Annotated in this window: 28 protein-coding genes; 18 read left to right on the forward strand and 10 right to left on the reverse strand. The window is 66.2% G+C overall.

The features are described 5' to 3' along the window. Both pcaA and MB901379_RS03295 read right to left on the reverse strand, forming a co-directional pair. A complete protein-coding gene (gene pcaA, locus MB901379_RS03290) occupies positions 1-864 on the reverse strand; it encodes a cyclopropane mycolic acid synthase PcaA (protein WP_158015352.1) in 864 nt (287 codons plus the stop codon). A 124-nt stretch (positions 865-988) separates the two neighbouring features. After that, entirely contained in the window at positions 989-1,693 is a 705-nt protein-coding gene (locus MB901379_RS03295; RefSeq protein ID WP_158015353.1) for a TetR/AcrR family transcriptional regulator, read from the reverse strand. 149 nt (positions 1,694-1,842) lie between these two features. Between MB901379_RS03295 and MB901379_RS03300 the strand changes: the two genes are divergently transcribed. From MB901379_RS03300 to deoC, 6 genes are all read left to right on the forward strand, one after another. After that, entirely contained in the window at positions 1,843-3,204 is a 1,362-nt protein-coding gene (locus tag MB901379_RS03300) for a DUF445 domain-containing protein (RefSeq protein WP_158015354.1), read from the forward strand. Positions 3,205-3,290: 86 nt separating this feature from the next. Continuing rightward, positions 3,291-3,716 carry a helix-turn-helix domain-containing protein gene (locus MB901379_RS03305; protein ID WP_158015355.1) on the forward strand — a complete coding sequence of 142 codons (426 nt, stop codon included), beginning with the start codon at positions 3,291-3,293 and terminating at the stop codon, positions 3,714-3,716. Between the two features lie 237 nt (positions 3,717-3,953). Beyond that, positions 3,954-4,550, forward strand: coding sequence for a heparin-binding hemagglutinin HbhA (hbhA, locus tag MB901379_RS03310; protein WP_158015356.1), 597 nt, complete (start codon positions 3,954-3,956; stop codon positions 4,548-4,550). Between the two features lie 144 nt (positions 4,551-4,694). Continuing rightward, a complete protein-coding gene (locus tag MB901379_RS03315; RefSeq protein WP_158015357.1) occupies positions 4,695-4,982 on the forward strand; it encodes a DUF2516 family protein in 288 nt (95 codons plus the stop codon). 4 nt (positions 4,983-4,986) lie between these two features. Next, the gene (locus tag MB901379_RS03320) at positions 4,987-5,469 is read left to right on the forward strand and encodes a DUF2599 domain-containing protein (protein ID WP_158015358.1); all 483 of its coding nucleotides are present in this window, start codon (positions 4,987-4,989) and stop codon (positions 5,467-5,469) included. Then, positions 5,466-6,149, forward strand: a complete 684-nt coding sequence (gene deoC, locus MB901379_RS03325; RefSeq protein WP_158015359.1) for a deoxyribose-phosphate aldolase — start codon at positions 5,466-5,468, stop codon at positions 6,147-6,149. The genes MB901379_RS03320 and deoC overlap by 4 nt, the downstream gene beginning before the upstream one ends. 18 nt (positions 6,150-6,167) lie before the next feature. Here the strand turns inward: deoC and MB901379_RS03330 are convergent, their stop codons facing one another. From MB901379_RS03330 to MB901379_RS03340, 3 genes are all read right to left on the reverse strand, one after another. Continuing rightward, positions 6,168-7,256 carry an LmeA family phospholipid-binding protein gene (locus MB901379_RS03330; protein WP_174236970.1) on the reverse strand — a complete coding sequence of 363 codons (1,089 nt, stop codon included), beginning with the start codon at positions 7,254-7,256 and terminating at the stop codon, positions 6,168-6,170. Continuing rightward, positions 7,253-8,107 carry a carbon-nitrogen hydrolase family protein gene (locus MB901379_RS03335; RefSeq protein WP_158015361.1) on the reverse strand — a complete coding sequence of 285 codons (855 nt, stop codon included), beginning with the start codon at positions 8,105-8,107 and terminating at the stop codon, positions 7,253-7,255. Before MB901379_RS03335 ends, MB901379_RS03330 begins: the two co-directional genes overlap by 4 nt. Positions 8,108-8,170: 63 nt before the next feature. After that, positions 8,171-8,695 carry a DUF2505 domain-containing protein gene (locus tag MB901379_RS03340; RefSeq protein WP_158015362.1) on the reverse strand — a complete coding sequence of 175 codons (525 nt, stop codon included), beginning with the start codon at positions 8,693-8,695 and terminating at the stop codon, positions 8,171-8,173. A gap of 26 nt (positions 8,696-8,721) precedes the next feature. On the opposite strand from MB901379_RS03340, the gene MB901379_RS03345 reads away from it, so the two are divergent. Both MB901379_RS03345 and MB901379_RS03350 read left to right on the forward strand, forming a co-directional pair. Then, positions 8,722-9,834: a UDP-N-acetylmuramate dehydrogenase gene (locus tag MB901379_RS03345; RefSeq protein WP_158015363.1), complete on the forward strand. Its 1,113-nt coding sequence runs from the start codon at positions 8,722-8,724 to the stop codon at positions 9,832-9,834. 94 nt (positions 9,835-9,928) lie between these two features. After that, positions 9,929-11,266 carry a L,D-transpeptidase gene (locus MB901379_RS03350; RefSeq protein ID WP_197717854.1) on the forward strand — a complete coding sequence of 446 codons (1,338 nt, stop codon included), beginning with the start codon at positions 9,929-9,931 and terminating at the stop codon, positions 11,264-11,266. Here the strand turns inward: MB901379_RS03350 and MB901379_RS03355 are convergent. Then, positions 11,238-12,002 (reverse strand): SDR family NAD(P)-dependent oxidoreductase, encoded by a 765-nt coding sequence (locus MB901379_RS03355; protein ID WP_158015365.1) that lies wholly within the window; start codon positions 12,000-12,002, stop codon positions 11,238-11,240. The genes MB901379_RS03350 and MB901379_RS03355 overlap by 29 nt on opposite strands. Positions 12,003-12,199: 197 nt before the next feature. On the opposite strand from MB901379_RS03355, the gene MB901379_RS03360 reads away from it, so the two are divergent. The 6 genes from MB901379_RS03360 (at position 12,200) to regX (ending at position 18,534) form a co-directional block, all read left to right on the forward strand. Beyond that, positions 12,200-13,501 (forward strand): ROK family transcriptional regulator, encoded by a 1,302-nt coding sequence (locus MB901379_RS03360; protein WP_408632331.1) that lies wholly within the window; start codon positions 12,200-12,202, stop codon positions 13,499-13,501. Between the two features lie 68 nt (positions 13,502-13,569). Next, complete coding sequence (mshA, locus tag MB901379_RS03365; RefSeq protein WP_232021973.1) at positions 13,570-14,925, forward strand: D-inositol-3-phosphate glycosyltransferase; 1,356 nt, start codon at positions 13,570-13,572, stop codon at positions 14,923-14,925. Then, a complete protein-coding gene (locus tag MB901379_RS03370) occupies positions 14,925-15,458 on the forward strand; it encodes a type III secretion system chaperone family protein (protein WP_158015366.1) in 534 nt (177 codons plus the stop codon). The genes mshA and MB901379_RS03370 overlap by 1 nt, the downstream gene beginning before the upstream one ends. Positions 15,459-15,471: 13 nt before the next feature. Then, positions 15,472-16,227, forward strand: coding sequence for a phosphoglyceromutase (locus MB901379_RS03375; protein ID WP_158015367.1), 756 nt, complete (start codon positions 15,472-15,474; stop codon positions 16,225-16,227). Between the two features lie 135 nt (positions 16,228-16,362). Then, positions 16,363-17,601 carry a sensor histidine kinase gene (locus tag MB901379_RS03380; protein WP_158015368.1) on the forward strand — a complete coding sequence of 413 codons (1,239 nt, stop codon included), beginning with the start codon at positions 16,363-16,365 and terminating at the stop codon, positions 17,599-17,601. A 249-nt stretch (positions 17,602-17,850) separates the two neighbouring features. Next, positions 17,851-18,534, forward strand: coding sequence for a two-component sensory transduction protein RegX (gene regX / locus MB901379_RS03385; protein WP_158015369.1), 684 nt, complete (start codon positions 17,851-17,853; stop codon positions 18,532-18,534). A 2-nt stretch (positions 18,535-18,536) separates the two neighbouring features. Here the strand turns inward: regX and MB901379_RS03390 are convergent, their stop codons facing one another. The 3 genes from MB901379_RS03390 to MB901379_RS03400 are packed head-to-tail and all read right to left on the reverse strand — an operon-like array spanning position 18,537 to position 21,738. Continuing rightward, complete coding sequence (locus tag MB901379_RS03390; RefSeq protein WP_158015370.1) at positions 18,537-20,414, reverse strand: GMC family oxidoreductase; 1,878 nt, start codon at positions 20,412-20,414, stop codon at positions 18,537-18,539. Further along, on the reverse strand, positions 20,411-20,752 hold the full coding sequence (locus MB901379_RS03395) for a hypothetical protein (protein ID WP_158015371.1): 342 nt from the start codon (positions 20,750-20,752) through the stop codon (positions 20,411-20,413). The genes MB901379_RS03390 and MB901379_RS03395 overlap by 4 nt, the downstream gene beginning before the upstream one ends. Continuing rightward, on the reverse strand, positions 20,749-21,738 hold the full coding sequence (locus MB901379_RS03400) for a hypothetical protein (RefSeq protein ID WP_158015372.1): 990 nt from the start codon (positions 21,736-21,738) through the stop codon (positions 20,749-20,751). Before MB901379_RS03400 ends, MB901379_RS03395 begins: the two co-directional genes overlap by 4 nt. Before the next feature lie 94 nt (positions 21,739-21,832). Between MB901379_RS03400 and MB901379_RS03405 the strand changes: the two genes are divergently transcribed. Further along, the gene (locus MB901379_RS03405) at positions 21,833-22,573 is read left to right on the forward strand and encodes a FadR/GntR family transcriptional regulator (RefSeq protein ID WP_197717855.1); all 741 of its coding nucleotides are present in this window, start codon (positions 21,833-21,835) and stop codon (positions 22,571-22,573) included. Positions 22,574-22,584: 11 nt separating this feature from the next. Here MB901379_RS03405 and MB901379_RS03410 read toward each other — a convergent pair whose 3' ends face one another. Continuing rightward, positions 22,585-23,379 carry a hypothetical protein gene (locus MB901379_RS03410; RefSeq protein ID WP_158015374.1) on the reverse strand — a complete coding sequence of 265 codons (795 nt, stop codon included), beginning with the start codon at positions 23,377-23,379 and terminating at the stop codon, positions 22,585-22,587. Positions 23,380-23,504: 125 nt separating this feature from the next. Here MB901379_RS03410 and MB901379_RS03415 point away from each other — a divergent pair, with 125 nt between their 5' ends. Genes MB901379_RS03415 through MB901379_RS03425 form a run of 3 tightly spaced genes read left to right on the forward strand, consistent with a single transcriptional unit; the run spans position 23,505 to position 26,398 of the window. Beyond that, the gene (locus MB901379_RS03415) at positions 23,505-24,539 is read left to right on the forward strand and encodes a Ppx/GppA phosphatase family protein (RefSeq protein ID WP_174236971.1); all 1,035 of its coding nucleotides are present in this window, start codon (positions 23,505-23,507) and stop codon (positions 24,537-24,539) included. Beyond that, positions 24,536-25,540, forward strand: coding sequence for a hypothetical protein (locus MB901379_RS03420; protein WP_158015375.1), 1,005 nt, complete (start codon positions 24,536-24,538; stop codon positions 25,538-25,540). The genes MB901379_RS03415 and MB901379_RS03420 overlap by 4 nt, the downstream gene beginning before the upstream one ends. Positions 25,541-25,555: 15 nt before the next feature. After that, complete coding sequence (locus MB901379_RS03425; protein ID WP_158018909.1) at positions 25,556-26,398, forward strand: sugar phosphate isomerase/epimerase family protein; 843 nt, start codon at positions 25,556-25,558, stop codon at positions 26,396-26,398. The last annotated feature ends 1 nt before the right edge of the window (position 26,399 follow it).

The raw sequence follows: 26,399 nt of genomic DNA on the forward strand, positions 1-26,399 counted from the left end.
CTACTTCTCCAAAGTGAACTGATCGATGTCGGTGTAGCCCTGACGGAAGAGCTTCGCGCACCCAGTGAGGTACTTCATGTAGCGGTCGTAGACCTTCTCCGATTGGAGAGCGATCGCCTTTTCCCGGTTTGCTTCCAGCGCGGCGGCCCACAACTGCAGAGTCCGTGCATAGTGTTGCTGCAACGACTGGATCCGGGTCACCTTGAAGCCGGCCGCCGCGGCGTGCTCTTCCACGGTCGGGATCGTGGGCAACCAGCCGCCGGGGAAGATCTCGGCGAGGATGAATTGGGTGAAGTGCACGATTTCGTGGGTCAGCGGCAGGCCCTTGGCCCGGGCCTCTTTGAAGGTGGGGCGGGCAATGGTGTGCAGCAGCATCACGCCGTCCTCGGGCAACACCTGGTAGGCCATCTTGAAGAATCGTGGATACCGCTGGCGGCCAAAGTGCTCGAAGGCGCCGATTGAGACGATGCGGTCGACGGGTTCGTCGAACTTTTCCCAGCCTTCCAAAAGCACCCGAGTGCTTCGCGGGGTGTCCATCTTGTCGAACATTTGCTGAACGTGGGCCGCCTGGTTCTCGGACAGCGTCAGACCCACGACATTGACGTCATACTTCTCGATCGCGCGCCGCATCGTGGCTCCCCAGCCGCAGCCGATGTCCAGCAGTGTCATCCCAGGCTCGAGCCCGAGCTTGCCCAACGACAGGTCGACCTTGGCGAGCTGCGCCTCTTCCAGGGTCATGTCCTCGCGTTCGAAATACGCACAGCTGTAGGTCTGACTGGGGTCGAGAAACAGTCGGAAGAAGTCGTCAGAGAGGTCGTAGTGGTGCTGTACATTGCCAAAATGGGGCGTGAGCTGCACGGACATAGTGTGGAGCCTTTCTCTTTCACAGGGTTAAGCTCAGCGCACCCTGGCCGGTCCCCCCGGGATGCCCACTAGCATGCTAGCCGCTGGAAAGGCCTCGCCTCGCCGCGCCTGGGCTGGGCCACCGTTAATCCCGTTCCCGGGGCGGCACGATGGGCGACGGATGCGGCTGCTCGCGGAATTTCTCCAACGACCCGCCCGCCTCGACGATGCCGCACAGCGCGCTCCAACTCAGCATCGTCAGATAGTCGATCAATTCATCGCTGGTCATCCCTGGGTCTGACATCCAGGAGTGGGTGGCCAGTTGTACGCCGCCGACAATCAGATACGCCCATGGCTCCACACCGCCGGTGTCCATACCGGCCTCGTGCATGCGGCGGCGCATCATCACCGCGAGCATGCGGGCGATGATCCGCTCCGAATCGGCAATGACCTTGCTCTTGCTGGCCGAGCTGTTGGCCATCACGAACCGGTATGGCTCCGGTTCGGCCGCCACCGTTTCTACATAGCCCCGAATGATTTCGCGGGTCAGCTCGAAACCGTCTAGATCGGCCGACAGCGCCGCGGCCATGTTGGGAATCAAGGTGGTTTGCGTGAAGCGCATCATTACCGCGGTCGTCAGGTCGTTCTTGTCGACGAAATAGCGGTACAGCACCGTCTTGGAGACGCCGATCTCCGCTGCTATCTCGTCCATGCTGAGGAAGCGGCCGTGCCGGCGAATAGCAACGATCGTGCCGTCAACCAGCTCGTTGCGCCGCTCCACCTTGTGCTGGTGCCAGCGGCGCTTTCGACCATCCGTTTTTCCTGTCACAGCCGGGATATGCTCTGCCACCTTCGCCGATTCCCATTCACTAGACGCCCCTGATACTACGGCTTGTGAGGACCCTCATGGCGCATGCGCCGCTCGCGCGCGGGGTCCTCGAAAGGGTGCAGTCACATTAACTGGTCGCCAAACCGGTCGCAGTAATAGCGGATGATGGTGTGGTGGCACACAGAGTCGACACGTCGGGCTCACCGCCGCGGCATGAAGTGGGCATGCCCTCGACCGTCGCGCACCGGCCGTCCTTGGCGGAATCCTTTGCCGGGGCCGACCCGGAAGCAGACGCAGAGCGGCGGGTGGCGCTGCGCCGGATGAAACTGGTCGCGCTGAGTTTTCTGTTCGGCGCCAGCGTCGTGTTTCTTGTCTGCCGCTGGGTGCAGTCCTACGGCACCGCGCCCCCGTGGGTCGGTTACGTCGGCGCGGCCGCGGAGGCCGGGATGGTGGGGGCCCTGGCCGACTGGTTCGCCGTGACGGCACTGTTCAAGCATCCGTTGGGCATTCCCATCCCGCACACCGCCATCATCAAGCGCAAGAAGGATCAGCTTGGCGAGGGGCTGGGCACGTTCGTTCGGGAGAACTTCCTGTCCGGGCCGGTGGTGGAGACCAAGCTGCTTGACGCCCAAGTGCCCAGCCGGCTGGGTAAGTGGCTGGCCGATCCCGCCCACGCCGAGCGCGTTGCGGCCGAGACGGCGACGGTGCTGCGGGTGCTGGTGGAGCTGCTCCGCGATGAGGACGTCCAGCAGGTGATCGACCGGATGATCGTGCGCCGCATTGCTGAGCCGCAGTGGGGTCCGCCAGTGGGGCGACTGCTACAAACCGTACTGGCGGAAAACCGGCAGGAGGCGTTGATCCAGCTGCTGGCCGATCGGGCGTTTCAGTGGTCGTTGAACGCGGGAGTGGTCATTCAGCGCGTGGTCGAGCGCGACTCGCCGACCTGGTCTCCCCGCTTCATCGACCATTTGGTCGGCGACCGCATACACCGGGAGTTGATGGACTTCACCGACAAGGTGCGGCGCAATCCCAATCACGAATTGCGCCGTTCGGCGACCCGGTTCCTCTTCGAATTCGCCGACGACCTGCAACACGATCAGGCCACCATCGCGCGCGCCGATGCGATCAAGGAGCAGCTCATGGCGCGTGACGAGGTCGCCAACGCCGCCGCGACGGCATGGGCGACGCTCAAACGCCTGGTGCTCGAGGGTGTCGACGATCCGTCCAGCGCCTTGCGCACCCGCATTGCCGACACGGTGGTCAGGATTGGGGAATCACTGCGCGACGATGCGGAGCTGCGCGACAAAGTGGACGGCTGGATGGTGCGGGCCGCCCAGCATCTTGTTTCGCAGTATGGGGTGGAGATCACAGCGATCATTACCGAGACGATCGAGCGCTGGGATGCTGAGGAGGCCAGCCGGCGGATCGAACTACACGTGGGCCGTGACCTGCAGTTCATCCGGATCAACGGCACCGTTGTCGGGTCCTTGGCCGGGTTGGCCATCTACGCGGTCGCCCAGCTGCTGTTCTAGGGTGCTAACAAGACGCTTGCAATAGCAAGCACCCGGTCGTACGCTGGTGGGCGTAAACGGCCAGAATGACGCTTAGGAGTACACCGATGTCGTCGGAGGAGAAGCTGGGCGCTAAGGTGTCCACCCGGGCCTCCGATGTGGCCTCCGACATCGGAAGCTTCATTCGGACCCAACGCGAGACAGCCCAGGTCTCTATGCGGCAACTCGCCGAACGGTCCGGTGTAAGCAACCCGTATCTGAGCCAGGTGGAGCGCGGACTGCGCAAGCCATCCGCCGATGTGTTGGCCCAGATCGCAAAGGCGCTGCGGGTTTCCGCCGAGGTCTTGTATGTGCGCGCCGGGATTCTTGAGCCAAGTGAACCCAGCCAGGTGCGTGACGCCATCATCACCGACACGGCCATCACCGAGCGTCAAAAGCAAATTCTGCTGGACATCTACGCGTCGTTTACTCAGCAGAACGAAGCCACTAGTGAGGAGTGTTCGAACACATCCGACAAAGACGATGACGTCTAGACCGGCGGCTGTTGGGTTACCCACTACGCAACGACATCGTTAACGGGGTACGTGACGGTCTGGTGCGCGGCGGCAACACCTGCGACCGGTAACAGTTAGGCGTTCTGACAGGCCAACTCGACAATCAACCGACCCGACGAATGAGGAGGTTCCCGTCAAGTCGCGTGCCATGCTTGCCCAGCTTTTACGCATACCGCACTAACTCAGATAACGAAACAATCCATGAAAGGAAACACCATGGCTGAAAACACGAACATTGAGGACCTGAGGGCCCCGTTGTTGGCCGCGCTCGGCGCCGCCGACTTGGCCCTGGCCACCGTCAACGACTTGATCTCCAACCTGCGTGAACGCGCCGAGGAGACTCGCACCGAAACCCGCAGCCGGGTCGAGGAGCGCCGTGCCCGCCTGACCAAATTGCAGGAGGACCTGCCCGAGCAGTTCACCGAGCTGCGTGAGCGCTTCACCACCGACGAGCTGCGCAAAGCCGCCGAGGGCTACCTCGAGGCCGCAACCGGTCGGTACAACGAGCTGGTGCAGCGCGGCGAGGCCGCCCTGGAGCGGTTGCGCAGCCAGCCGGCCTTCGAGGACGCTTCGGCTCGTGCCGAGGGTTACGTCGACCAGGCCGTCGAGCTGACCCAGGAGGCACTGGGCACGGTCGCTTCGCAGACCCGCGCGGTGGGTGAGCGTGCGGCCAAGCTGGTCGGCATCGAGCTGCCCAAGAAGGTCGAGGTCGCCAAGAAGGCTCCGGCTAAGAAGGCCCCGGCCGCCAAGAAGGCCCCCGCCAAGAAGGCGCCCGCCAAGAAGGCACCGGCCAAGAAGGTCACCCAGAAGTAATCAGAAGTACATTGACGCCCCGAGCTGAGCTCGGACCGTTGAACTCGACTCCGGGTCACCGCAAGGTGGCTCGGAGTCGACGTTTTTGCGCGGGCCGAGTCGGCGGAGTCGACGTTTTGGCCGATGCCCGCATAGTCTTTAAGGGTGAGCCACCTCGTAGGTACCGTCCTCTTAGTCTTGCAGGTCGCTGTCTTGGTCACGGCGGTCTACGCCTTTGTGCATGCAGCGATGCAGCGGCCGGACGCCTATACCGCCGCAGACAAGCTGACCAAGCCCGTCTGGTTGCTGATCCTCGGCGCGGCGGTGGCGTTGACCTCCATCCTGGGTTTTGTCTTCGGTGTGCTGGGGATGGCGATAGCCGCATGTGCTGCGGGCGTTTATTTGGTCGACGTGCGCCCGAAGCTTCTCGAAATTCAGGGTAAGTCGCGCTAGCCGGATGAAGGCTCTGTTGGCCGCGCCGGCGGCAGCGGTGGTCGCGGTGCTGGGTGTGGCTCCTGCCGGCGCCGATCCGGGTGCTGACGTCGCGAACCCCGGTGGCCCGTTGTATTCGCCGCCGTTCGTCGCCCACACAAGCTGGATTCCGGCGGGGGGGTTGACTAGCCTGCGCGTCTATCCGACAGCGTCCGGGCGCGCGGCTGCGCGCCAGTTCGACGCCGTGGGCGACGCCGAGGAGGCGTGGACCGAGGTGCTGGCGCTGTCGCCGGAGGCCGATACCCCGGGCATGCGTGCGCAGTTTCTCTGCCACTGGCTGTTCGCCGAGATCGCCGAGCCCGGCAAGGCCAGCTGGAATCTTGAGCCGTGGCGGCCGGTTGTCGATGGCTCCGAGATGCTGGCATCCGGCTGCAATCCTGGTGGCCCCGAAGAGGCGGAATTTCCAGACGAGTCGGCGCTGCCGGCGCCCGGCGGGGGCCGGCGTTGACGGCGAGCCCACCAACCCGCCAACAACTGGCGGCCTTGGTCGACCACACTCTGCTGAAGCCCGAGGCCACCCGCGCCGAGGTGGCCGCACTGGTCGCTGAGGCCACCGAACTCGGCGTCTATGCGGTGTGCGTTTCGCCGTCGATGGTGCCGGCCGCCGTCGCGGCCGGCGATGTGCGGGTGGCCACGGTGGTGGGTTTTCCGTCGGGCAAGCATCTATCCGGGGTCAAGGCGTACGAGGCGGCCCAGGCGATTGACTCCGGGGCGGTTGAGGTCGACATGGTGGTCGATGTGGGCGCCGTGCTGGCCGGCGACCTCGATGCGGTGCGGTCCGACATCGAGGCGGTTCGTGTCGCCGCGACCGGGGTGGCGCTGAAGGTGATCGTGGAATCGGCGGTGCTACTGGACCAGGCGGGCGAGCACATGCTGATCCGGGTGTGCCGCATCGCCGAGCGCGCCGGTGCCGACTTCGTCAAGACGTCGACCGGGTTCCATCCGGCGGGCGGCGCAACGTTACGTGCCGTCGAATTGATGGCCGACACCGTCGGCGCGCGGCTGGGGGTCAAGGCCAGTGGCGGCATCCGCACCGCAGTCCAAGCGGTCGCGATGCTGCGTGCCGGCGCCACCCGGCTTGGCCTGTCCGCGACCCGTTCGGTGCTGGACGGGCTCAGCCAGGACTGACCCGCGGGTGTCCGCCGATCAGATATTGGCGAAACAGGGATTCTGGCTGCCGGATGGGATGGTCGCGTCGCGGGTGGAAAAGTGGCTTATCACGCCGGTCGACGTGACCTGCACGCTGTCGGCGTGAATGCCCAACGGATAGTTCCTGGTCAGGTCCGCGGTGAAGTCGTTCAGCGTCGACTGCACCGCCTCCTTCGGCAGCGAGAAGCCCAGGGTGTTGAAACTCTGGATTTGCAGCTGCAGGCCGTTGCCGGACACCACCGGCTTGGCGATGATGTCGTTGAGCATGCCCTTCAATTCGATGGTGCCGTCGGTGGGGTGGGTTACCACGCTGTTGGTGACGAACTCGCCGAGTATCGGAATCGCGTTTTGCACCGATTCCTTGATGCCTTCCGATGTCCAGCTGATGGTGGCATCGAGTGCGCCGACCGTTCCCTTGGAGTTCGGGGTGCTCTTGAGCCGGACATCCTGGATCGTGATCTGGATCTTCATGCCTTTGGCGTCGCGCACCTGGTTGCCGGCGGTCTCGACGCTGATATTGGTGAAGTGGCGGGTGGCCAGCTGCCAGAGCAGTAGGGGTGCGACACCGAATGACGCGGTGGCCTGGTCCTTCACCTCACATGCAACCGCTGCGGCGACCTTGCTGTTGGCGACGTGCCGAGCGTAAAGCTCGCCCGTGATCAGCCCGGCGACGACGAGTGACAGCACGATGATCAAGATCAGGAAAAGGGACAACGGGTCGCGCCGCGAGCGCCGTTTGGTCGGCGCTACCAACGGCTCGTCTGCCGGGGTCGCCACCGGCGTCGTCTTGTCGGTGCGCGATGTGTGCGGAGCTGTGGAGCCGGCTCGCTGCGCACTGGCATTGGCCGCCGTCAACGGCTCCGTCTGCTGCGGTGCTTGGCTAGCCATGGTTGGGAGTTCGTGCCCGTGGCCGGCGTCGGGTTGGCCAGCGTCGGGTTGGCCGGGACGCAATTGTCCGCTCGATGGGTCAGCCGGCACCGGTGGCCGACCGTGCGGGTCCCATCCGCTTGCCGGGGTAGGACCTTGATTGCTGGGACGCGACCATGTTGACGGGCCTTCGTTGGGTGGCCCTTGCGGGTTCGTCACCTACGCGATTCTGCCTCATCAAGTCGAGCAAAGCTTGACTGGTTGCGCAGCACGGCGATGTTCTCGCGTGCCCTGGCAACGCTGTCGGTCTCAATATCGGCGAGGACCAGTTGCGGCTCAGACCCGGCCGAAGCGATCACCTCGCCCAGCGGAGATACCACCAGGCTGCCCCCGACTCCGGTCGGGGCGCCCGAGCCGGCGGCGACGTCCGCGCATGCCGGCGACGACGAGCGGGCCGGATCAGCCTGACCCGCCGCCGCGACATAGGACATCGAGTCCAATGCTCTGGCCCTGGCCAGCAACGTCCACTGGTCGAGTTTGCCGGGCCCCGAGCCCCACGACGCGCAGACCGCGATGAGCTGGGCGCCGCGCCGAGCCAGTTCGGTGTAGAGCGCTGGGAAACGAATGTCATAGCAAATCGTCAGCCCCACCCGGACCCCGTCGACGGTGATCAATACCGGTTCGTTGCCCGGTGCGACGGTACGTGACTCGGCGAAGCCGAACGCGTCGTAGAGGTGGATCTTGTGATAGTGGGCGTGAGACTGATTGGACGCGGCGGGTGCGGCGGCGATCAGCGTATTCGTTACCCGGCCGTCGTCGGCCGGCGTGAACATGCCTGCCACCACGGTGATACCGGCTTCGGCGGCGATGCCACGCACGCCGTTGGCCCAGGGCCCGTCCAAGGGCTCCGCGATCGGTGCCAGTGGGGCGCCGAACCGGCACATGGTCGCCTCCGGGAACACCACCAGCTTGGCGCCCGAGGCGGCGGCCCGCCCTGCGTACTCGCGCACTAGCCGCAGATTTGCTGTCGGGTCGGTGCCGCTGAGGATTTGCGCCAGCGCGATTCGCATAGACGCCAGCTTAGGGGCCGAGCCGTCGGCGCCGCTGCGACCGCTCCCGCCAAACATGAAGCGTCAGGGCTGGCTTGCGATCCACTCGGTGGTGAAGCGCTGTTCCATCGTCACTAGCTGAGCCAATTCGGCACCGATCATCCGCTCCAACTTGCCGCCGATGAGAGGGATCCGCACCTGGATGGTGAGGCGCACGGTGAGCCGGGAGCCGCCCGAATTGGCGGCTGGGGACAGCACGGCGGTGCCCCACAGATTTACCGGAGCATCGACGATGGATCCGGCGATGGACGCGGTTGCGGTGCCGTCGTTGACCGGGCCCCAGGTCTCTTCGCGGCGCACGCAGAGATCTCCGCGATGCAACTGGGTGACCAGACCCGGCAGATTGTGGCTATGCACCGTCTGCAGGGTGACCACCTCGACGGTGCCGTCCTCCCCGGTGGCACCCCCCACTCGCATCGACTCCAAGGTTGCGACGTCGACCGGGGTTTCTGCGAGCCTGGCCCGCCAGTAGGCCTCCTCACCGAACGCCTGAAGAACTTCTTTGACGCTGCCCTCGTAGTCGGCCGACATGTCGAATGAACGCGGCATAGCTGGTCAGGCTACCGTTACGGGCCATGAAACGGAGCGATGCCGGTGCGCCCTATGCCGGTGCGCGCGTCGCCGAGTCGGTGCCGCTGGCGCCGTTGACCACGTTGCGGGTGGGGCCGGTGGCAAGACGGTTGATTACCTGCGACAGCACCGATCAGGTGGTCGGTGTGCTGACACAGCTCGACGAGCAGGCGCGACGCGCGCAGGGTGACCCGCTGCTGGTGTTTGCTGGCGGCTCCAACCTGGTGATCGGTGACGGCCTGACCAATCTCACCGCGGTGCGGCTGGCCCTCGACGCGATCACTATCGACGGCAACCTGGTGCGGGCCGAGGCGGGTGCGGTGTGGGACGAGGTGGTGGTCGCGGCGATCGAGCATGGTCTCGGTGGTCTGGAATGCCTCTCCGGCATCCCGGGGTCGGCGGGAGCCACGCCGGTGCAGAACGTGGGGGCGTACGGCGTCGAAGTGTCCGACGTCATTACCCGGGTCCGGCTGTTGGATCGACGCAACGGCGAGGTGCGCTGGGTCCCCGCCGACGAACTGCGTTTCGGCTACCGCACCAGCGTGTTCAAGCAAGCTGCGGGGCTCGGGTTGTCCGCTGTGGTTTTGGAAGTGGAGTTCGCATTGGATGCGTCGGGCCGCAGTGCACCGCTGCGCTATGGCGAGCTGACTTCCGTCCTGGGGGTCGCCAGCGGCCAACGCGCCGAACCCCGGGCCGTCCGTGAGGCGGTGTTGACCCTGCGGGCGGGGAAAGGAATGGTTCTCGACGCTGCCGATCATGACACCTGGAGCGTGGGCTCCTTTTTCACCAACCCGGTGGTCCCGCCCGAGGTCTACCAGCGGCTAGCGGCCGAGACGGACGAGCCGGTGCCGCACTGGCCGGCCCCGAACGGGGTCAAGCTGGCCGCCGGCTGGCTGGTGGAGCGGGCCGGGTTCGGCAAGGGATATCCGGATCCCGCCCTGACCGGAGCAGCCGCCGCCTGCCGACTGTCCACCAAGCACGCGCTGGCTGTGACCAACCGCGGCGATGCCACCGCCGCCGACGTGATGGTCTTGGCCAGAACCGTTCGCGACGGGGTTTGTGATGTGTTTGGTATCACATTGAAACCAGAACCAGTCCTCGTTGGTTGCGCGTTGTAGCTGCTACTTTTGGCCGAAAGCTCCCCGGTGCCCCGTGCTGCGACCCGTGCCGGGCTTCTCTGCTGCCGTTTGCGCGCAATTTCGCCCGGTATCTTTGATTTCCGTGAACACATCCAGCGCACCCAAAAGTCAGGGGCCGATCAACAGGCGCATGGCTTTGATGGCCCTCGGGGCCGGGGTGCTGGCGCCAAATGTGTTGGCGGCCTGTGCTGGCGATGTCATCAAGAAGGCCGAGGAGAAGGCGCCCGAGGCGCCACGGCTGACCTTCCGACCCGCGGATTCCGCCGCCGATGTGGTGCCGATCGCGCCGGTCAGCGTCGAGGTCGGCAATGGCTGGTTCCAGCGCGTTGCCCTGACCAATGCGTCCGGCAAGGTCGTTGCGGGCGCATACAACCAGGACCGCACGGTCTACACCGTCACTGAGCCGCTGGGGTACGACACCACCTACACGTGGACCGGGATGGCCGTCGGCCACGACGGCAAGGCTGTGCCCGTGGGCGGCAAGTTCACCACCGTGACGCCGGCCAAGAAGATCGACGGCGGATTCCAGTTGGCCGACGGTCAGACCGTCGGTATCGCGGCGCCGATCATCATTCAGTTCGACTCGCCGATCAGCGACAAGGCCACCGTCGAGCGCGCGCTCACCGTGACCACCAACCCGCCGGTCGAAGGCAGTTGGGCGTGGTTGCCCGATGAGGCGCAGGGCGCTCGGGTGCACTGGCGTCCGCGCGAGTACTACCCCGCGGGAACCACCGTGGCCGTCGACGCCAAGTTCTATGGCCTGCCGTTCGGCGACGGCGCGTACGGGTTGCAGGACATGTCGTTGAACATCCAGATCGGTCGACGCCAGATCGTCAAGGCCTCGGTCCCGTCGCACCGCATCCAGGTCGTCACCGACGAGGGAGTCATCATGGACTTCCCGTGCAGCTACGGTGAGGCCGATCTGGCCCGCAACGTCACACGCAACGGCATCCACGTCGTCACCGAAAAGTACGCGGACTTCTACATGTCCAACCCGGCCGCCGGCTACAGCAACGTTCATGAGCGCTGGGCGGTGCGGATCTCCAACAATGGTGAGTTCATCCACGCCAACCCGATGAGCGCCGGGGCGCAGGGCAACACCAACGTCACCAACGGGTGCATCAACCTGTCGACGGGCAATGCCGAGGAGTACTACCACTCGGCGATCTACGGTGACCCGGTCGAGGTGACCGGCAGCACGATCCAGCTGTCCTACTCCGACGGCGATATCTGGGACTGGGCCGTGGACTGGGACACCTGGGTGTCAATGTCGGCGCTCCCGCCGCCGACGGCGCGTCCACCGGGAACGCAGATCCCGGTTACCGCGCCGGCCACCCCCTCCACCGCGCCCAGCCTGTCGGGTACGCCGACCACCCCGAGCACTACCGCGTCGAGTGGGCCGGGTGGTTAGCCCTACGGGTCGCTGACGCCTGATCGCGCGGCCGGATGATGATCTGGTCGAGGTTGACGTGCGACGGTCGCGATGCCACGAACCCGATCACCTCGGCCACGTCTTCGGCGACCAGGGGAGTCATGCCCGAGTAGACCGCGTCCGCGCGTTGCTCATCGCCGTCGAAGCGGACCAGCGAAAACTCGGTCTCGACCGCGCCCGGAGCGATCTCGGTGAGCCGGACCGGCTTTCCCAGCAGTTCACCCCGAAGGGTGCGGTGCAGCGCGCCCTGGCCATGCTTGGCGGCCGTGTAGCCGGCGCCGCCGTCGTAGACCTCCAGCGCCGCAATCGAGGTGACCGTCACGATCAGCCCATCGCCGGAGTCGATCAGCTTGGGTAGTAGCGCACGGGTCACGCGCAGCGTGCCGAGCACGTTCGTCTCCCACATCCAGCGCCAATGTTCGAGATCTGCGTCGGCTACCGGTTCCAGCCCCTTGGCGCCACCGGCGTTGTTGACCAAGACATCCACGCGGCTCAATCCGTCCGCCAGGGTCGCCACGGCAGCGTCGTCAGTGACATCGGCCACAATCGGGGTGCCGCCGATCTGGTCGGCCAGGGCGGCAATCCGGTCCGCGCGGCGTGCCACCACGATCACGTGAAACCCTTGGGCAGCAAGCGTTCTGGCGGTAGCCTCGCCGATTCCGGAACTGGCGCCCGTCACCACCGCCACTGGCTTTGTAGCGTCAGCACTCGTCATCGGGATCACTCTAATAAACGTGCTAAATTCTCGGTGTGTACCGCAGCGCCTTGTTCAACGCGACGCCCGCAAGTCTTTGCGCGTGTGCTTGTTGTTGCCGCGAACTTCGCCACGTCTGACCCAGGTCAGTGAGCGTGGCCCAGGACCCGGCCAGTTGAATTCGGAATTCGCCAATAAGTTTCGCTCAAAGGACGCCAGTGCACTCGACTACCCTCACCACCCATTTGCCCACCCGTAACGGCAAGATGCGGGCGTACCGTCAGGTCGTGCCGCCGTCACTGCATCTGGCGGACTCCGCGGCGGCATCCGTCTTCCGGGCCGTTCGATTGCGCGGACCGGTCGGTCGTGACGTCATCGCCAATGTTACGTCGCTGAGCATTGCGACGGTGAACCGCCAGGTGATCGCGCTGCTGGACGCCGGTCTGCTGCGGGAGCGCGCCGACTTGGCGATCGCGGGGGCCATCGGGCGACCGCGGGTGCCGGTGGAGGTAAACCATGAGCGGTTCGTGACGCTGGGCATCCACATCGGCGCGCGCACCACCAGCATCGTGGCCACCGACCTGTTCGGCAACACGCTGGACACAGTTGAGACGCCGACGCCGCTCAGCCCAGCAGGGACCGCACTGAAATCGCTGGCCCAGAGCGCCGGCAGATATCTGAAGCGCTGGCACCGGCGTCGCGCGTTGTGGGTCGGGGTGGCCATCGGTGGCACCGTTGACGACGCAACCGGGCACGTCGACCACCCGCGGCTGGGCTGGCGGCAAGCCCCGGTGGGCCCGGTACTGGCCGACACGTTGGGCCTGCCCGTCTCGGTGGCATCGCACGTGGATGCCATGGCCGGGGCCGAACTGTTACTCGGTATGCGGCGCTTCACGGCGAGTTCCTCTACCAGCTTGTATGTCTACGCCCGGGAAACGGTGGGTTATGCGCTGGTGATCGGCGGACGAGTGCACTGCCCGACCAGCGGCCCGGGCACCATCGCCGGCCTGCCCGCGCACTCCGAGCTGCTCGGCGGCAGCGGCCAGCTGGAGTCCACGGTCAGCGACGAGGCCGTGCTGGTCGCCGCTCGCCGACTGCGGATCCTGCCCGCTGCGTCTGCTACCCGGACGAATGGGTCGATCACCGCCATCACTGACTTGCTCAGGGTGGCGCGGGCGGGCAACCCTCGCGCTGTGCAACTGCTGACGGAGCGGGCCCGCGTGCTCGGTGAGACCGTCGCGCTGCTGCGTGACCTCCTCAATCCCGACGAGCTGGTGGTGGGAGGTCAGGCCTTCACCGAATACCCCGAAGCGATGGAGCAGGTCAGGGAGGCCTTTGCGGCGCGATCGGTGCTGGCCCCGCGTGAAATCCGAGTCACGGCGTTCGGCAACCGGGTGCAGGAAGCGGGGGCCGGCATTGTGTCGCTGGGTGGGTTGTATGCCGACCCGCTGGGCGCGTTGCGACGTAGTGGGGCGTTGGACGCCCGGCTGCCCGACGCCGAAGCCGAGGCGCTCGCTTAGTGGGCCCTAACGTGCGCAGTTCGCGTGCGTTGGCCAGTTCTCAAAGTCCGTCCTGTAAAGATGACAGTGTGCGGCAGACTGATGGTTCCCCGCTCACCGGCGACAATACTGGTCCGCAGAACCCGCGCCGGGTTGCGCTGGTGGCGGTGCATACCTCTCCGTTGGCCCAACCGGGCACCGGCGATGCCGGCGGGATGAACGTCTATGTGCTGCAGAGCGCGTTGCACCTGGCCCGGCGGGGTATTGAGGTCGAGGTTTTCACCCGGGCGACGTCCTCCGCCGATCCTCCGGTGGTGCGGGTGGCGCCCGGGGTGCTGGTGCGCAACGTGGTCGCGGGACCTTTCGAAGGTCTGAACAAGTACGACCTGCCCACGCAGTTGTGCGCTTTTGCGGCCGGAGTGCTGCGCGCCGAAGCTGCCCACGAGCCGGGCTACTACGACATCGTGCATTCGCACTACTGGTTGTCCGGTCAGGTCGGCTGGCTGGCCCGAGACCGCTGGGCGGTGCCGTTGGTGCATACCGCACACACGCTTGCTGCGGTGAAAAACGCTGCGCTGGCCGCAGGTGACACACCGGAGCCGCCGCTGCGCACGGTCGGCGAACAGCAGGTTGTCGACGAGGCGGACCGGCTCATCGTCAACACCGACGACGAAGCCCGGCAGCTGATATCGCTTCACCGGGCCGATCCGGCACGGATCGATGTCGTCCATCCCGGTGTCGACCTGGACGTGTTCCGCCCCGGGGACCGAACGGCGGCGCGGGCCGCGCTGGGGCTGCCGCTCGATGAGCCGGTAGTGGCCTTCGTCGGACGAATTCAGCCGCTCAAAGCACCCGATATTGTGCTGCGGGCCGCCGCCCAGTTGCCAGGGGTGCGAGTCGTGATTGCCGGAGGCCCCTCAGGCAGCGGGTTGGCCTCGCCGGACGGCCTGGTCGAGCTGGCCGCTGAACTCGGCATCACCGAGCGGGTGAGTTTCTTGCCGCCTCAATCCCGTGCCGAGTTGGCTACGGTGTTCCACGCGGCCGATTTGGTTGCGGTGCCGAGCTATTCCGAATCCTTCGGCCTGGTGGCGGTCGAGGCGCAAGCCTGCGGCACACCGGTGGTGGCCGCCGCGGTGGGCGGGTTGCCGGTAGCGGTGCGCGACGGGGTCACCGGGGCTTTGGTGTCGGGGCACGAGGTCGGTCAGTGGGCGGACGCAATCGACCAGTTGCTGCGACTCACTGCCGGCCCCCAGGGCCAGGTGATGCGCGGTGCGGCCGCCAGGCATGCGGCCGGATTCTCCTGGGAAAACACCACCGATGCGCTGCTGGCGAGCTATCGACGCGCGATTGGCGACTTCACGTCCGGGCATCGTCGCCGGGTGCGCGACCCGGTGGCGGTCCGCAAACCGCGGCGCTGGACGGCCCGCCGCGGAGTGGGCGCGTAATGGCTACACCGCGGACCGTGCACGACGTGATCGTTGAGGTGCTCGAGGCCAGCGGGCTGACATACACCGAATACCCGGGCGCGCACGGCGGGCTACCGGGTCTGATCGTGGAGTTGCCCGGCGAACGCAAGCTCAAGACCAACACGATTCTGAGCATCGGTGAACATTCGGTCCGCCTGGAAGCATTCGTGTGTCGCAAGCCGGACGAAAACCACGAGGGCGTCTATCGGTTCCTCCTCAAACGCAACCGACGGCTCTACGGGATGGCGTACACGCTGGACAACGTCGGTGACATCTACTTGGTGGGCCGGATGTCCTTGGCGTCGGTGGACTCCGCCGAGATCGACCGGGTGCTTGGGCAGGTGCTCGAGGCGGTCGATTCGGACTTCAATACGTTGCTGGAGTTGGGTTTTCGGTCCTCGATCCAAAAAGAGTGGGAGTGGCGGGTATCTCGAGGCGAGTCGCTGAAAAACCTGGAGGCGTTCGCCCACTTGATCGACGAGGATGGCCAAGAGGACAACGGCGGCGCGTGAGAGACTTGCCGGCATGGGAGATACCGGCACATTGGTGCTGCTTCGCCACGGCGAGAGCGACTGGAACGCTCGTAACCTGTTCACCGGCTGGGTGGACGTTGACCTGACCGAGAAGGGCCGCGCCGAAGCGGTCCGCAGCGGTGAGCTGCTGGCCGAACAGCAGCTGCTGCCGGACGTGCTGTACACGTCGCTGCTGCGGCGCGCCATCACCACCGCACATCTGGCCCTGGACAGCGCCGACCGGCTCTGGATTCCGGTGCGGCGCAGTTGGCGGCTGAACGAACGCCATTACGGCGCCCTGCAGGGCTTGGACAAGGCCGAGACCAAGGCTCGCTACGGGGAAGAGCAGTTCATGGCGTGGCGACGCAGCTACGACACGCCGCCGCCGCCGATCGAGAAGGGCAGCGAATTCAGTCAGGACGCGGATCCCCGGTACGCCAACATCGGCGGTGGGCCGCTGACGGAGTGCCTGGCCGACGTGGTGGCGCGGTTTCTGCCCTACTTCACCGACGTCATTGTCGGCGACCTACGGGACGGTAAGACGGTCCTGGTCGTTGCGCACGGCAATTCGTTGCGCGCGTTGGTCAAGCATCTCGACCAGATGTCGGATGACGACATCGTCGGACTCAACATCCCGACCGGAATTCCGTTGCGCTACGACCTGGACGAGCGGCTGCGGCCGGCGGTGCCCGGTGGTACCTATTTGGACCCGGAAGCGGCGGCCGCCGGTGCCGCCGCGGTGGCAAGTCAAGGTGCGGCGAAGGGCTGATTTCCGGCTCCGGTAGGGCCGTTTGCTGAACAGCGTGTGAACGACAGCGGAACACCTGTAGCGGATGGTGTGACTTGTTCTATTTTGGCCTCGCCCCGCTAGGGGTGCGTTCACCCGATTTGTAGGATTTTGTATGTGACTGTGTTCTCGGCACTGTTGCTGGCCGGGGTCTTGTCCGCGCTGGCGCTGGCCATAGGTGTTGCGGTCGGAACTCGGCTGTCACAGCGGGTCGTGCGACGCCGCGAACGAGCGGCCGCCGAGTGGACCGGGATCACCGTGGCGCAGATGCTGCAGCGAATCGTGGCGTTGATGCCGATGGGCGCCGCCGTGGTAGACAGCCATCGTGACGTTGTCTACCTCAACGATCGGGCCAAGGAGCTGGGCCTGGTGCGGGACCGGCAGCTCGACGACCAAGCCTGGAAGGCCGCGCGGCGCGCGTTGGGCGGTGACGACGTTGAGTTCGATTTGTCACCGGGCAAGCGCGCCGGTGGCAGGGCAGGTCTGTCGGTGCATGGACAGGCACGGTTGCTGAGCGAGGAGGACCGACGGTTCGCCGTCGTCTTCGTTCATGACCAGTCTGACTATGCGCGGATGGAGGCGACCAGGCGTGACTTCGTGGCCAATGTCAGTCACGAACTCAAGACGCCGGTGGGCGCCATGGCACTTCTTGCCGAAGCCCTGCTGGCGTCGTCGGACGACTCCGAAACAGTTCGACGCTTCGCCGAGAAGGTGCTGATTGAGGCGAATCGACTGGGAGACATGGTTGCGGAGCTGATCGAGCTGTCCCGGCTGCAGGGCGCCGAACGGCTACACAATGTGACCGACGTTGACGTCGATACCATTGTTTCCGAGGCGATTTCACGCCACAAGGTGGCCGCCGACAATGCCGACATCGAGGTGCGCACCGATGCGCCCAGTGGGTTGCGCGTATCGGGGGACCAAACCCTGCTGGTCACCGCGCTGGCGAACCTGGTTTCCAATGCGATCGCCTACTCCTCACCGGGCTCGCCGGTATCGATCAGCCGCCGCCGTCGTGGTGAAAATGTTGAGATTGCGGTCACCGACCGGGGTATCGGGATCGCGCTCGAAGACCAGGAGCGAGTCTTCGAAAGGTTCTTCCGGGGTGACAAGGCCCGCTCGCGGGCCACCGGTGGCAGTGGACTGGGGCTGGCCATCGTCAAACATGTTGCGGCCAACCACAATGGCAGCATTGGTGTGTGGAGCAAGCCGGGAACCGGATCCACGTTCACCTTGTCCATCCCCGCCATTCCGGCGGGTCCATCGCAGACGGGCGACGGCGAGCAGCCGGAGCAACCGCGGGGACGCGATGTGCGGCCCAATAGGTCACAACGAGAGGAAGAGCTAAGTCGATGACCCGCGCAGAGCGCAGCGATGAGAAGGAGTGGCGCTGATGACCCGCGCCGACGACGCTGCAGAGCGCAGCGATGAGAAGGAGTGGCGCTGATGACCCGCGCCGACGACGCTGCAGAGCGCAGCGATGAGAAGGAGCGGCGCTGATGACCCGCGCCGACGACGCTGCAGAGCGCAGCGATGAGAAGGAGCGGCGCTGATGACCCGCGCCGACGACGCTGCAGAGCGCAGCGATGAGAAGGAGCGGCGCTGATGACCAGTGTGCTGATCGTGGAGGACGAGGAGTCATTGGCCGACCCGCTGGCGTTTCTGCTGCGTAAGGAGGGCTTTGAGGCCACGGTGGTGACCGATGGGCCGTCTGCGCTGGCCGAATTCGACCGGGCCGGAGCCGACATCGTGCTGTTGGACCTGATGCTTCCGGGAATGTCGGGCACCGATGTGTGCAAGCAGCTGCGCGCGCGGTCCAGCGTGCCGGTGATCATGGTGACCGCCCGCGATAGCGAGATCGACAAAGTGGTCGGACTGGAGTTGGGTGCCGACGACTACGTGACAAAACCCTATTCGGCGCGTGAGTTGATCGCCCGCATCAGGGCGGTGCTGCGGCGGGGCGGCGACGACGATTCCGAGGTCAGTGATGGCGTGCTGGAGTCCGGGCCGGTGCGGATGGATGTCGAACGCCATGTCGTTTCGGTAAACGGTGACGCAATCACTTTGCCGCTCAAGGAATTTGATCTGCTCGAGTATCTAATGCGCAACAGCGGGCGGGTGCTGACCCGAGGACAGTTGATCGACCGGGTCTGGGGCGCGGACTACGTCGGCGACACTAAGACGCTCGATGTCCACGTCAAGCGGCTGCGGTCCAAGATCGAGGCCGACCCGGCCAATCCGGTCCACCTGGTCACCGTGCGGGGCCTGGGGTACAAGCTGGAGGGCTAGGGCTATCCGGAGCCGGATCGGGCCCTGACCACCTCGTCGGCGACCGCCAGCGCCAACGCCATGATCGACACCTGCGGGTTGACCTCCGGGCAGCTGGGCAGAATCGACGCGTCGGCGACCCACACGCCGTCGACACCGCGCAACCGGCCGGTCGCATCGACAGGACAGATCTGCGAGTCGGCGCCGGCGGCCGCGGTGCCGGTCGGATGGAAGGCGGCCAGATGCAGGCTCCTGGCGTCGTTGCGGCGTAGCAGGTCTTGAAGCGCCGTTGGTGACGCGACTACTCCGGCGCCCGGCAGACCGGTGAGTACTTCGGCCGCCCCAGCGGCAAATAGCAACCGCCCCAGGGCCAGCATGGCGACCCTCAGCTTGGCTATGTCGGCTTCGGCGATGTGGTAGCGCACCACCGTCTCACCGCGCACGGACTGCACCGAGCCAGCCCCCTGATCGGCCACCATCGCGCCGAATGTCGCGATTTTCGGTGCCTGGGCGAGCCAGTTGACCAGCTCGGCGCCGTAGCCGGGGAAGACCATTGACCCCATGCCCGGCGGCGTGGAGGTGGCCTCGATCAGCACGCCGTCCGACTCGTGAAACTCGTGGACGGCTGCGCTTTGCAGCACGCCGCGCCAGGAGTAAACGTCCTCGTCGAAGCGCCCCGCCAGCATGGTCGCCGGATGCAGCGCGAGGTTTCGGCCCAGCCGCGGGTGGTCGCCAATACCGCTACGCTGCAACAACATTGGTGTCTCTGTCGCGCCGGCGGCGATGACGACTGTGTCGGCGAGCACATCGAATGCGGTGCCGTCGGGCCGGCGTGCCCGCACGCCGCGAGCGCGCCCGTGCTCGACCAGCACCCGTTCCGCACGCGCCTCGGAAATGATCCGCGCGCCCGCGGCGCAGGCTTGAGGCAACGCGTTGAGGTGCACACCGAATTTGGCGTTGCGGGGGCAGCCGATCGCACACTGGCAGCAACCTTCACAGCCCGGCGCGTTGCGGGGGATGGGTGCGGCTTGCCAGCTCAGCGATTCCGCGGCGTCGAGCAGCAGGTTGCCGTTGCGGCCCATGACGCTGCGCGGCGCCGGTGCGACCTGCAGCGTGGTCTCCACGTCGTCGAGGTGGCCGGCCAGCCGGTCCGGGTCGGCCAATTCCAGGCCAAACGCGTCTCGCCAGCGGCGTTGCACGCCAATCGGCGGCCGAAAGCAGGTGCCGGAATTGACTACCGTGGTGCCTCCGATCGCGCGGCCCATCGGCAGCATCACCGCCGGGCGACCCAACGCGATGGTGGCTCCGGCGCCGCGGTATAGCCCGGCGAGGCGGTCGATCGGGTGGGTGGTACGGAATTCGTTGACAGTCCAGCGTCGGCCCTCCTCGAGCACCACCACATCCAGCCCGGCGGTGCACATCGTGCGCGCCGCCATGGCGCCGCCGGCGCCAGAGCCGACGATCACCGCATCGGTGGTGACCACCGTAGGGCTGTCCGCCGACGCCGTGACGTTAAGCGCCGCATCCGGGCGGCCGGCGTCGTGTTCTTGGGCGCGCGAAAGCAGCTCCTGCGCATAGGTGTCCGCGCCGTTGGCAAGTAGCACGATCGCTTTGATGCCCTCCACGGCCACGCTGGCATCCGGATTGATGGCCGTGACACGCCGTAGTACCTGGGCGCGCCGCTCGGGGTCAAGCCGCGTCAGCGATCGGCCGGTGGTGAGGTAGCTGGCAGCCGCCACCGATGCCAAACCGGCACGCACTGCCCGGCGTGAGATGGTCGGCATCTGCGTCAGGTACCGCTCGACGCGTTCGACGAACTGCGCCGATGACGGTCCGCCTTGTTCCTCGGGCAGCAGCGCGGCGCCAAACGAGGCCAACGCGGCCCGAGCGAGGCGGCTCATACCCGTGTCGCCAGCCGGCGACCGAGCCGCCGACCGAGCTTGATGAAGAACGGATATGTTGCAAATATTCCTCCGGCCGTCGCATGCAGCGGCCACTGGGCTTCATCGGTGTTCACGTCGAAAACGCCGCTGTTCCACATGAAGTCACGGCCGTTTTGCGCACGGAACGGGCGCCACAAGAATCCCAGCCCGGGCACATTGTGGTAGAGCCCGAACGAGCCGGCGAAGAAGACGCCCAGGGCGGCGGCCTCGGCCAGATCGCGGCGATTTTCCTCCAGGTGGCGCTCGATGAGCACGCCGCAGGCGAACAGCAGCGGTGGGTCCAGCAGAAAGCTCATGAACATGCCCTTTCGTTGACGGCGGGGGCTTTGAGATCTCGGGTATCGCGCAGGCCCACCTCGGTGTGCCCGCTGCCCAGCACCGACCAGCTGCGGTCAATCACCCGGGTACTGCCATGGCCGCGGCTGATCTCGATGTGGATGTCGGCCTGCTCGGTGTTGGTGCACACTGCCCTGCCCCCGTCGGGGTCGATGTATTGCAGGCTCACGGACCGCTGCGGCGGTTGATCGACGCGGATCAGGACGTCGCGGCCGCCGATGCGGCCCTCCAGTTGCCAGTGCTGCGCGCCAAGGGTTGTGCGCATCCGTAGGGACGGCACCGGGCCCGCGGGCCAGTCGTTTCCGCCCAGCCGGAACCGGATGAAAGCCATCGGCGCGAGCCGTCGCAGTCCAGGCTTGTGCGATACCGCGGTGACGACCTCCAATACCTCGCCGTCGCCGAGGTCGGCGTGGATCCAGCCCCAGCGCCGGGCGTTGCCGTGGCCATAGATATGCGCGACAGCGCCGCGCCAGCCGGTGATCCGGTGGGTGGTGTCGGCGACGGTCAACGAGCCGGTGAAGTCGGCGGTGGGGGCGAGCACCACCTGCGCGCCCGGCAGCAACTCGCGCTCCCAGCTCGCGCGAGGAAAAGTCCAGAGCGGAGCCCCGGTGTCCTTCCAGGACAGGTCCCAGGCCAGCGACCCGGCCCGTCCGCTCAACACCTCGTGCGCCACCCGCGCGCCCGCGGCGTCGAACCACTCGGCGCCGCGGGCGGGCTGGACCGGCGCGGGTCCGAACCGTTCGGTGCACGGCGGAGCCTTCGGTGGGAACCAGGTCACCCAGCCGTGCGCGTAGGGAGCCCCACCGGCCGTCGGCGCCACCGTCTCGCAATGGATCCAGAGGCCCGCTCGCGTTAGCGGATCCGTCAGGGTGGCGTACCAGACTTCCAGGCGTCCGGTCTTGCCTCGCCAGCGCGGGGTCGCCGCCGACAGCAGTTCGTCGTCCATTTGTTTAACCTCCGGTCGCGCACCGCCCGACCGGGGTGCGCGGCTGCGGCCGCGGATGTCCCCGGCCGATCCATCCACTATATTGGTTGAGCCAATGAACCAGTCAAGTTTTTTGCAGCCGCCCGACCGTCAGCGCGTCGACGAGCAAATCGCAACGTCGATCGCCGACGCTATCCTGGACGGGGCCTTCCCGCCGGGCTCGGTGTTGCCGCCCGAGCGGGAATTGGCCGAGCAGTTGGGGGTTAACCGGACGTCGTTACGGCAGGGCTTGGCTCGGCTGCAGCAAATGGGCCTGATTGAGACCCGGCAGGGTAGCGGCAACGTCGTGCGCGATCCGGAGGGACTGACCCACCCCGCGGTGGTCGAGGCGCTGGTGCGCAAGCTGGGGCCGGACTTCCTGATGGAGTTGTTGGAGATCCGCGCGGCGTTGGGTCCACTGATCGGTCGTCTGGCGGCCGACCGCAGTACTACCGAGGATGTGGAGGCTTTGCGCACCGCACTGGAGATGGTGCGCCGGGCCGACACCGCCGCGGCCCGACAGGCCGCCGATCTGGCCTACTTCCGGGTGCTGATTCACAGCACCGGCAACCGCGCCTTGGGTTTGCTGTATCGGTGGGTGGAGCATGCATTCGGCGGCCGTGAGCACGAGCTGACCGGGGCCTACGAGAGCGCCGATCCGGTAGTTGCCGGCCTGCAGGCAATCAACGAGGCAGTGCTTGCGCGGCAAACTGAAGGCAGCGCCGCTGCGGTAGCGGCTTACCTGAATGCCAGCGCGCTGCGCATGGTCCAGTGCTATCGGGCCGCGTACCGGCCCGACGACCTCGGCGACGGATGATGGCGGCGGCCCTATTCGGCCGCGCGGGTCGCCGGGTGCACGGCGATCAGCCCCAGGCCGTTGCGCCGCTTACATATTGCCGCGAGTTCGGCATAGGCCTTGGCGCCCAGTAGCTCGGTGAGTTCGTCGGCGAGGCTTTCCCACACCTGCTTGGCGCCGACATGGGTGGCCGGGTCGCCGGTGCAATACCAGTGCAGGTCGGCCCCCCCGGAGCCCCAGCCGCGGCGGTCATATTCGGTCACCGTGGTCTTGAGGATCTCCGACCCGTCGGGCCGGGTCACCCACTCCTGGCTGCGTCGAATCGGCAGCTGCCAGCAAACATCGGGTTTCATCGTCAGCGGTGGTACACCCAGCTTGAGAGCTTTGCTGTGCAGCGCGCATCCGGCGCCCGTCGGGAACCCGGGCCGGTTCAGGAAGATGCATGCGTCCTTGTGTTTGCGGGTGCGGTATTGAGGTTGGTCGTCGTGCTCGTCGAGTTCCAGGTAGCCTTTGCGGCCCAGCCCTTTCCTGCGGAACTGCCAATCGTCGTCGGTCAGCTTTTTCACCGCGTCATCCAACCGGGCACGGTCGTCATCGTCGGACAGAAACGCGCCGTGCGAGCAACACCCATCGTCGGGCCGGCCCGCCACGGTGCCCTGGCAGGCGGGTGTACCAAAGACGCAGGTCCAACGCGATAGCAACCATGTGAGGTCGGCCGCGATCAGGTGCTCGGGATTGCCGGGGTCGTAGAACTCGATCCACTCACGGGGAAAGTCCAATTCGACCTCATGCCCCGGGTGCGTCGGCCTCGGGCTGGGGTTTGCCACAGGTGCAACGTTAGTCCACGTTGCGGAGCCGCGAGCGGCTCCCGCCCGGAGTCCGCGTGCGAGTTTGCCGGGCTACTCAGCGGGTCGGGCAGCGAGCCGCCGTGCGGCCCGACTAGTTTGATTCCGTGCGATTGGGCGTGCTGGACGTGGGCAGCAACACGGTCCATCTGCTGGTGGTTGATGCCCACCGCGGCGGTCATCCGACTCCGATGAGTTCGACGAAGGCCACGCTGCGACTCGCCGAGGCCACCGACAGTTCGGGCAAGATCACCAAACGCGGTGCCGACAAGCTGGTCTCCACGATCGACGAGTTCGCCAAGATCGCGGTTAGCTCCGGTTGTGCAGAGTTGATGGCGTTCGCGACATCGGCGGTGCGCGAAGCCGAGAACTCCGATGACGTGTTGTCTCGGGTGAGTAAAGAGACCGGCATCGAATTAAAGGTGCTCGGTGGGGTGGACGAGTCCCGGCTGACCTTTCTCGCGGTGCGACGCTGGTTCGGATGGAGCGCGGGGCGCATCATCAACCTGGACATCGGCGGGGGCTCGCTCGAGTTGTCCAGCGGGGTAGACGAGGAGCCCGATGTCGCACTATCACTGCCGCTTGGAGCCGGCCGGCTAACCCGCGAATGGTTGCCCGACGATCCCCCCGGGCGCCGGCGGGTGGCGATGTTGCGGGATTGGTTGGACGCCGAGCTGTCGGAACCCAGTGCGGTCCTCTTGGAGGCCGGCAGCCCGGATCTGGGGGTAGCCACGTCGAAAACTTTTCGCTCCTTGGCGCGGCTCACCGGGGCCGCGCCGTCGGCGGCCGGGCCGCGGGTACCGAGGGCGCTTACCGCCAACGGCCTCAGGCAACTCATATCATTCATCTCTAGGATGACCACCGCTGACCGTGCTGAACTGGAAGGAGTCAGTGCTGAGCGGGCACCGCAAATTGTGGCAGGGGCCCTGGTGGCGGAGGCAAGCATGCGAGCACTGTCGATCGACGCGGTGGATATCTGTCCGTGGGCGCTGCGGGAGGGTGTCATTTTGCGCCGACTCGACAGCGAGGCTGACTCAACGGCCTTCACAGAAACTTCGCCAGTGGCCAACTCGGTGCGCGATGCTAGGGGTCAGGTAGGAGATCGGCAGGCTGCTAACCGATCGAGAGGCAACAAGGCATGACCGGACCACACTCCGACACGGAGGAAACCAAGCAGATCTCGGTGGCCGAACTGCTGGCGAGGAATGGAACTATCGGCGCCCCGGCGGTCACCCGGCGGCGTCGGCGCCGCCGCGGCGACAGCGAATCGGTCACCGTCGCCGAGCTGACCGGTGAGATTCCGATCGTCCGTGACGAGTCGCCTAAGCCTGCGCCGGAGCCCAGCAAGTCCGAGGCAGACAGCGGAAGCCTTGAGGTTGCCGCGCCGCCGGCCGAAGCCACGGCAGAACCTGAGCCCGTCGCCGAACCAGCCTCCGCAGAGGTGGCCCCGGTGGGCTACTGGTCTGAGCCCGAGCCACGCTGGCCTAAGTCCGATCCCGTCACGGCCCGCAAGTCGGGTCCCGAGCGCAGCGAGTACCCGCGTCCGCTGCGTCGCACCGAAGACGGCGACGCCGCAGCACAGCAGTCCGGCGCCGAGGAGATGAGTCCCGATCCGGTGGGCCACTACGGCGATGCCTCCGTCGATGCCGCGGACGCTGAAGAGGTCGAGGCGGAAGCGGTCGTAGAGGACTCCGCGTACGTGCGTTCCTACCTGCTGGCCGACGAGGGGGCCTCGGAGCGGGCCCTGTTCGGCGGGCAGTCCCTCGCCGACGAGGTAGCTCGCCGGCGCGGCGAGGCGATCCCGACGTTGTTCGACGAGGACGACGTCGATAGCGAGCACGGCGCGAAAGCCCAGCGGGCGCGCGGTCTCTCGGGCAAGCTCGCGGCGCTGTGGCGGGCCACGCTGGTAGCGCTGCAGTCGCTGCTGGCCGTCGTGTTTGGCGCCGGCCTTTTCGTCGCGTTCGACCAGCTATGGCGGTGGAACAGCATCGTCGCGCTGGTGCTGTCAGTGTTGGTGATCCTGGGCCTGGTTGTTGCGGTGCGGGTGGTTCGCAAGACGGAGGACATCGCCAGTACGTTGATTGCGGTTGCGGTGGGGGCGCTGATCACCTTGGGGCCGCTGGCCCTGTTGCAATCGGGCTAGGTGTCCCCACCCACAGTGCGCCCAGCAATCAAAGTCGGTTTGTCGACTGCCTCGGTCTACCCACTGCGGGCCGAGGCTGCGTTCGAGTACGCGGCCAGGCTCGGCTACGACGGTGTCGAACTAATGGTCTGGAGCGAGTCCGTTAGTCAAGACATCGACGCCGTCAAGAGATTGTCCCGCCGCTACCGCGTCCCGGTGTTGTCTGTGCACGCGCCCTGCCTGTTGATTTCGCAGCGGGTGTGGGGCGCCAATCCGATCACAAAGCTGGATCGCAGCGTGCAGGCCGCCGAACAGCTGGGCGCCCAGACGGTGGTGGTGCATCCACCGTTTCGGTGGCAACGGCGCTATGCCGAGGGATTCAGCGAGCAGGTTGCCGCCTTGGAGGCGAACAGCGAGGTGATGGTGGCTGTCGAAAACATGTTTCCGTTTCGTGCGGATCGCTTCTTTGGCGCGGGTCAGTCACGTGAACGAATGCGTCGGCGTGGTGGTGGGCCTGGTCCGGCGATTTCGGCGTTTTCGCCGTCCTACGACCCACTGGACGGCAAGCACGCGCACTACACGCTGGATCTCTCGCACACCTCGACCGCAGGGACGGACGCGCTGGACATGGCCCGCAGGATGGGCTCGGGGTTGGTGCACCTGCACTTGTGTGACGGCAGCGGATTGCCCGCCGACGAACACTTGGTGCCTGGCCGCGGCACGCAGCCCACCGCCGAAGTGTGTCAGATGCTGGCCGGTGGCGGTTTCAGCGGGCAGGCGGTGCTCGAGGTGTCGACGTCCTCGGCGGGTTCGGCCAGTGAGCGCGAAGCCATGCTCGCGGAGTCCCTGCAGTTCGCCCGCACCCACCTGTTGCGCTGAC

Origin of the sequence: Mycobacterium basiliense, from assembly GCF_900292015.1 — a bacterium.
GTDB lineage: Bacteria > Actinomycetota > Actinomycetes > Mycobacteriales > Mycobacteriaceae > Mycobacterium > Mycobacterium basiliense.

Bases quoted from the DNA above. Each gene is read 5' to 3' on its own strand.
- pcaA (WP_158015352.1), bottom strand. From the start codon at position 864: ATGTCCGTGCAGCTCACGCCCCATTTTGGCAATGTACAGCACCACTAC.
- MB901379_RS03305 (WP_158015355.1), top strand. From the start codon at position 3,291: ATGTCGTCGGAGGAGAAGCTGGGCGCTAAGGTGTCCACCCGGGCCTCC.
- hbhA (WP_158015356.1), top strand. From the start codon at position 3,954: ATGGCTGAAAACACGAACATTGAGGACCTGAGGGCCCCGTTGTTGGCC.
- MB901379_RS03320 (WP_158015358.1), top strand. From the start codon at position 4,987: ATGAAGGCTCTGTTGGCCGCGCCGGCGGCAGCGGTGGTCGCGGTGCTG.
- MB901379_RS03335 (WP_158015361.1), bottom strand. From the start codon at position 8,107: ATGCGAATCGCGCTGGCGCAAATCCTCAGCGGCACCGACCCGACAGCA.
- MB901379_RS03340 (WP_158015362.1), bottom strand. From the start codon at position 8,695: ATGCCGCGTTCATTCGACATGTCGGCCGACTACGAGGGCAGCGTCAAA.
- MB901379_RS03345 (WP_158015363.1), top strand. From the start codon at position 8,722: ATGAAACGGAGCGATGCCGGTGCGCCCTATGCCGGTGCGCGCGTCGCC.
- MB901379_RS03355 (WP_158015365.1), bottom strand. From the start codon at position 12,002: ATGACGAGTGCTGACGCTACAAAGCCAGTGGCGGTGGTGACGGGCGCC.
- MB901379_RS03370 (WP_158015366.1), top strand. From the start codon at position 14,925: ATGGCTACACCGCGGACCGTGCACGACGTGATCGTTGAGGTGCTCGAG.
- MB901379_RS03375 (WP_158015367.1), top strand. From the start codon at position 15,472: ATGGGAGATACCGGCACATTGGTGCTGCTTCGCCACGGCGAGAGCGAC.
- regX (WP_158015369.1), top strand. From the start codon at position 17,851: ATGACCAGTGTGCTGATCGTGGAGGACGAGGAGTCATTGGCCGACCCG.
- MB901379_RS03390 (WP_158015370.1), bottom strand. From the start codon at position 20,414: ATGAGCCGCCTCGCTCGGGCCGCGTTGGCCTCGTTTGGCGCCGCGCTG.
- MB901379_RS03395 (WP_158015371.1), bottom strand. From the start codon at position 20,752: ATGAGCTTTCTGCTGGACCCACCGCTGCTGTTCGCCTGCGGCGTGCTC.
- MB901379_RS03400 (WP_158015372.1), bottom strand. From the start codon at position 21,738: ATGGACGACGAACTGCTGTCGGCGGCGACCCCGCGCTGGCGAGGCAAG.
- MB901379_RS03405 (WP_197717855.1), top strand. From the start codon at position 21,833: ATGAACCAGTCAAGTTTTTTGCAGCCGCCCGACCGTCAGCGCGTCGAC.
- MB901379_RS03420 (WP_158015375.1), top strand. From the start codon at position 24,536: ATGACCGGACCACACTCCGACACGGAGGAAACCAAGCAGATCTCGGTG.